Genomic DNA, 5,018 nt, shown 5'->3' on the forward strand with positions numbered 1-5,018 from the left:
GTACCCGGCCCGGGCGGACCGGATCCGGCGCCCCCGGCACCGCCGCAGCCCGAACCCGACCCCCAGCCTCCGCCGGCGCCCCGGCCCGAGCCGCGTCCCCGGCCGGGGCCCCTGCCCGGGCCGATACCGGCCCCGGAACCGGTCACGCAAGTCCGGGGAAGGGCGACCGGCACGGGTGGGCCGAGCGGACGCTTGGCGCACGGGGGAGCGGGTAGTCGCCGGACAGGAACCGCTTTGAGCAGCGGGAGGAACCATGACCCGACGCGTCCACGAAGTGATGACCGAGAACCCGGTGACCGTCGAAAGGCTGACGTCCCTGGCGGAGGCGGCACGGGTCATGCGTGACGCCGACATCGGGGATGTCCTGGTCGTCGACGAGGGGCGGCTGCGCGGCATCCTGACCGACCGGGACATCGTCATCCGCGCCATCGCCGAGAGCAAGCATCCCGGGGACACCACCGTCGACGCCGTCTGCAGTACCGAGCCGGTCACCGTCCGGCCGGACGACGGCGTCGACCACGCCGTCGCGCTGATACGCCGGCATGCGCTGCGGCGTCTGCCGGTGCAGACCGAGGACGGAGAACTCGTCGGCGTCGTCACCCTCGGCGATCTCGCCATCGAACAGGATCCGGGATCCGCGCTCGCGGCCGTCTCGGCGGCAGAGCCCGATACGTGACCCCGTCGACAGGAGGGCCGCACGAGGAGGGGGCCGGTACGCCTTCGATCGGACACCAGCTCGCGGACCACCCGGCCGGGTGATGTCCCCGCCACGCCCGTCGCACAGCCGCGGCCAAGGGCCGCGTACGGGCGAGAATGCACCGGCTCCGTAGTCCGTTCCCTTCGCGCAGGAGACTGATCCGTGCTCGAACGCAAGCAGCTCAAGAACCGTGCTCAGGTCACGTTCGTCCTCCCTGAGGACACTCCGGACGGCCCCGTCAGCGTGGTGGGTGACTTCAACCACTGGAACCCCGCCGCCCACCCCCTCGAGCCCCGCGGGGACGGCACGCGTGCCGCGACGGTCTCACTTCCCCGCCACAGCATGCACTCCTTCCGCTACCTCGCGGCCGGCGACTACTGGTTCAACGACGAGGCCGCCGACAGTCACGACGGCACCAACAGCCGCCTCCACACCTGACCCGCTCAGCCGCGCCCTGCCACCTCCTGCTCGCGGGCATCGAGGGCATCGAGGGCGGCTTCCGTCGTGCCCGCCCAGTGGCCGACGAGCTCCGCGTAGTGGGGGCTGCGTACGAGGAGTTCGGCATGGGTGCCCGAAGCCGTCCGGTCGCCGTCGAGGAACAGGACCCGGCGCGCCCGGGTCGCGGAGACGAGTCGGTGGGCGATGACGACGAGGGTGCCGGGGCGCTCGGCGAAGGCGGCCTCCGCGCGCGCCTCGGCGACCGGGTCCAGGTGGCAGGTCGCCTCGTCGAGGATCACCACCGGGGCGGCGCTGGCGTGGACCCGGGCCAGGGCGAACAACTGGCGTTCACCACTGGACAGTTCGGTGGCCGGGGAGCTCAACCGGGCGTCGAGTCCGCCGAGTCGGTCGATCACCCCGGTCAGCCCGACCGCCGCGGCGGAGCGCTCCAGTTGTGCCGGTCCGGCATCGGGAGCCAGATAGGCCAGGTTGGCTGCGACCGTGCCCGGGAAGACGTACGCCTCCTGCGGGACGAGGGCGAACAGCCGGCAGCGCAGTGCCTCCTCGAGGTCCGTCACCCGGCGGCCGTCGATGCTCACCGAGCCGGAGGTCGGGGGAACGATCCCGGCGAGCAGCGCGGCGAGGGTGGACTTGCCGATGCCGCTCGGGCCGACGATGGCGAGGTGGTCGCCGAACGGGACGTCCAGGCTGAGCCGGCGCAGTACGGGCTCGGCGTGCGGACCGTACGCGAAGTCGAGATCCCGAACCGAGAGGTCTGGGGTCGCCCCACGCGGGGCCGCAGTCACCGCCTCTGATGGCTGGGAAGGAGACCTGGAGGACCCGGGCGACCCTGAAGGCTGGCCCGACGTGGACGATCGAGCAGCGGATTCCGGCACCGTGGCCGCCTCGGCCAGCCTGTGGAGCACCACGCCCAACTGGCTCCAGTACCCGGACACCGCGCCGGCCAGCATCTGCAGGGCCGGCAGCAGGTGGGCCGCCACGTAGGCGGCCGCGCCGACCACGGCTCCGGGACCGACCGACCCTTGCGCCACCAGGCCCGGACCGGCCAACAGTAGGAGTATCAGCGGTAGTTGGCCGCCGAGCAGGACCACGGGAACCCGTAGTGCGGTCGTCCTCCCGACGGCGACCTGAGCCCTGGCGGCCCCGGCCGCTTCCTCCTCCACGATCGAAGCGGCGTACGGCTCGGCCGCCAGCGCCGTGATGTCGCGGGACGCGGCGAGCGCCGCCCCGGCGTGGCCCGCGACCTTCTCCTCGGCGAGGACGAGCAGCCGGCGGCGCGCCGTCAGCCGGCGCATCGACCAGAGGAACACCGCCAACGCCGGTACCAGGGGCCCCAGTACGAGTGCGGCGAGCAGCGGGTCGAGCGCGGCCAGTCCGATCACGGCGGCCAGCAGCGACACGCTCAGCGGCCGGGCGGTGCGCAGCAGGGTTCCGGTCAGGTTGCGGACGGTGTCCACCTGGCCGTTCAGTTGGGCGACGGCCGCGGAGCCGCCGCCGCGCCCGCCGGTGATGGCACGCTCCAGCACGCCGCGCACCACGCGGCGTACCAAGGTGTCCCGCAGGCTCTCGACGACCTGGGACAGGGGGGTGAACAGGGCGCGCTCGGCGGCCGCCCGGGCGAAGAACAGTCCGGCCAGCAGGGCGATCCACGCCAGTCCGACTCCCGGCCGGCCGGCCAGGAACCCGTGGTCGAGGGCGGCCGCGGTGACCCAGCCGGAGGCGAGGGCGGGGGTGGCCTCCAGGGCCGACCAGCCGGCGATCCGCCGCAGCGGCCCTCCGCTGCCGCGCAGTCCGTCGGCGAGCAGTCGGGCTGCGGGGGCGCTGAGCCCGAAGTCGATCCTCATCGGTGTTCGACGCGGCACCGCTGCTCCTCCTTCGTCGTGGGGTCCGGGTCGGTGAGGGGTTCGGGCGCGCCGGCCGGGCCGAAGACCGCCCGGTACTCGGGGTCCGCCCAGAGCCGGCCGTGCGGGCCGAAGGCGCGGATGCGGCCGCCGTCGAGCCAGGCGACGAGGTCGCAGCGGGCGGCGGTGGCGGCGCGGTGGGCCACCACGAGCCGGGTGTGGCCGTCGAGCAGTCCGGTGATGGAGCGGCTGACCTCGGCTTCGGTCGCGGTGTCCAGGCCCGAGGTGGCGTCGTCCATGACGTGGACCAGTGTCGGGCGGAGCAACGCCCGTGCCAGGCCGAGCCGTTGGCGCTCGCCGCCGGACATCGGGGTCTCGTCCAGCGGGGTGTCGTAGCCGGCCGGCAGACGTCGGACGAACCGGTCGGCCCGCGTGGCCCGGGCGGCCCGGACCACGTCCTCGCGGCCGATCCCGGGGCGCCCGAAGGAGATCGCCTCGTGGACCGTCCGCCCGTACAGCTCGGGCCGTTCGAAGGCGTGCACCACCAAGGTGCGCAGCCGTTCCAGGGGCAGGTCCCGCACCGGGACGCCACCGATCGTGATCTCGCCCTCGTCGGGGTCGGAGAGCCGGCCGAGCAGGCCGGCCAGCACGCTCTTGCCCGCACCGGTACGGCCGACCAGGGCGACGGAGGCGCCGGCGGGCAGGTCCAGGTCCAGCCGGTCCAGTACGGGACCGTCGGCGCGGCGGACGGTGACGCCCCGCAGCCGTACGGCGCCGTCCGCGGGGACGGTGCTCGCGGTGCCCCCGGCGGGCGGCTCGTGCCGGAACACCTCGCCGAGCCGGCGGGCACCGGCCCGGGCCTGGGCGATCCCGAGCAGGGCGTCGATCTGGTCGACCATGCCGGAGGCCAGGGCCAGGTATCCGGAGACGGCCAGCAGGCCCCCCGGGCTGAGCCGGCCGTCGGCCACCGCGAGGCCGGCCACGGCCAGGACCAGCACGTCGGTGAGGGGCAGCAGGAGCCCCAGGCGCCACACGACGTCCCGCTCGGTGCGCCACATCGCGCGTCCGGCGGCGGAGAGTTCGGGCAGCGGTTCGAGGACGCGGTCGGTCTCCGCGGCGAGGGTGCCCGCCGCGCGGATGGTGCGGACCCCGGCGAGCGCGGCCACCAGCCCGTCGGCGATCCTGGACTGGGCCCCGAGGTAGTTCTCCTGGGCCCGGCCCGCCTCCTTCATGAAGCGCTGGGCGATCAGTACGGTCAACGGCATGGCCAGGGTGAAGGCCAGCCCGGCCTGCCAGTTCGTCCACCACAGGGCGGCCAGCGCCGCCACCGAGCCCAGGAGCGAGATCGCGCTCTCGGCGGCCCGGGCGGGCAGGCCCGCGGCCATCGGTGCCGACTGCACGACCTGGGTGACCGCGTCGCCGACGGCGTGCGGGGACCGGGGGCCCAGTGACAGGAGGTGGCGGACCGTCAGCATGCGCAGCCGCAGGGTGCCGGTGGCGTTCGCGGAGGTGGCCAGCGGTCCCGCGGCGGCCTCGCAGAGCCCGCCGACGACCAGCACCGCCGCCAGCAGGGTGGCCGGGCCGCGGACGTCGGTGCCGTCGAGCACGGCGCCGACCGCGGTGGCGAGGAGGGTCGGCAGGGCGATGCCGACCGAGATCCGGACCGCCATGAGGACGGCCAGGCCGATCAGCCGCAGCCGTACGGGTGCCAGGGCCTCGCGGACCGGCTGCCGGGCCGGGAGCGTGCGCTTCCCGGTCCGTCCGGCCGGTGCGGCGTAGCCGGTGTGGTGCTCAGTCACCGGTGGCGGCCGTGGCCGGGCACGAGACGCAGCAGGTCCGGCAGCAGCGCTCGTAGGCGAGCGGTTCCGGCGTGGGCAGGAGCTGCAGGGCGTCGGGGTCGATCTCCATGGCGGTTTTCCTCTCGGGGAGTTGACGGCCACCGGGTTGCCGCGGCGTGCGGGGAGTGCCGGGGCGGGGGCAGCCTTGGGGGCGGGCCGTCCGGCTCCGGCGGGGCCTGCCGC

Annotated in this window: 5 protein-coding genes; 2 read left to right on the forward strand and 3 right to left on the reverse strand. The window is 74.9% G+C overall.

What is annotated here, in order from left to right; all coding sequences use genetic code 11:
- Positions 1 to 253 precede the first annotated feature (253 nt).
- Both ACWGDE_RS36015 and ACWGDE_RS36020 read left to right on the forward strand, forming a co-directional pair.
- Positions 254 to 676, forward strand: a complete 423-nt coding sequence (locus ACWGDE_RS36015; RefSeq protein WP_453393290.1) for a CBS domain-containing protein — start codon at positions 254 to 256, stop codon at positions 674 to 676.
- 183 nt (positions 677 to 859) lie between these two features.
- Complete coding sequence (locus ACWGDE_RS36020) at positions 860 to 1,135, forward strand: isoamylase early set domain-containing protein (protein WP_453393291.1); 276 nt, start codon at positions 860 to 862, stop codon at positions 1,133 to 1,135.
- Positions 1,136 to 1,140: 5 nt separating this feature from the next.
- Here ACWGDE_RS36020 and ACWGDE_RS36025 read toward each other — a convergent pair whose 3' ends face one another.
- The 3 genes from ACWGDE_RS36025 to ACWGDE_RS36035 are packed head-to-tail and all read right to left on the reverse strand — an operon-like array spanning position 1,141 to position 4,905.
- Positions 1,141 to 3,018 carry an ATP-binding cassette domain-containing protein gene (locus ACWGDE_RS36025; protein WP_453393292.1) on the reverse strand — a complete coding sequence of 626 codons (1,878 nt, stop codon included), beginning with the start codon at positions 3,016 to 3,018 and terminating at the stop codon, positions 1,141 to 1,143.
- Complete coding sequence (locus tag ACWGDE_RS36030) at positions 2,997 to 4,796, reverse strand: ABC transporter ATP-binding protein (protein ID WP_453393293.1); 1,800 nt, start codon at positions 4,794 to 4,796, stop codon at positions 2,997 to 2,999. The genes ACWGDE_RS36025 and ACWGDE_RS36030 overlap by 22 nt, the downstream gene beginning before the upstream one ends.
- A complete protein-coding gene (locus ACWGDE_RS36035) occupies positions 4,789 to 4,905 on the reverse strand; it encodes an ALQxL family class IV lanthipeptide (protein ID WP_453393294.1) in 117 nt (38 codons plus the stop codon). The genes ACWGDE_RS36030 and ACWGDE_RS36035 overlap by 8 nt, the downstream gene beginning before the upstream one ends.
- Positions 4,906 to 5,018 lie beyond the last annotated feature (113 nt).

The sequence above is a fragment of the Streptomyces sp. NPDC054956 genome, assembly GCF_053609185.1.

Bases quoted from the DNA above. Each gene is read 5' to 3' on its own strand.
- ACWGDE_RS36035 (WP_453393294.1), bottom strand. From the start codon at position 4,905: ATGGAGATCGACCCCGACGCCCTGCAGCTCCTGCCCACGCCGGAACCG.
- ACWGDE_RS36015 (WP_453393290.1), top strand. From the start codon at position 254: ATGACCCGACGCGTCCACGAAGTGATGACCGAGAACCCGGTGACCGTC.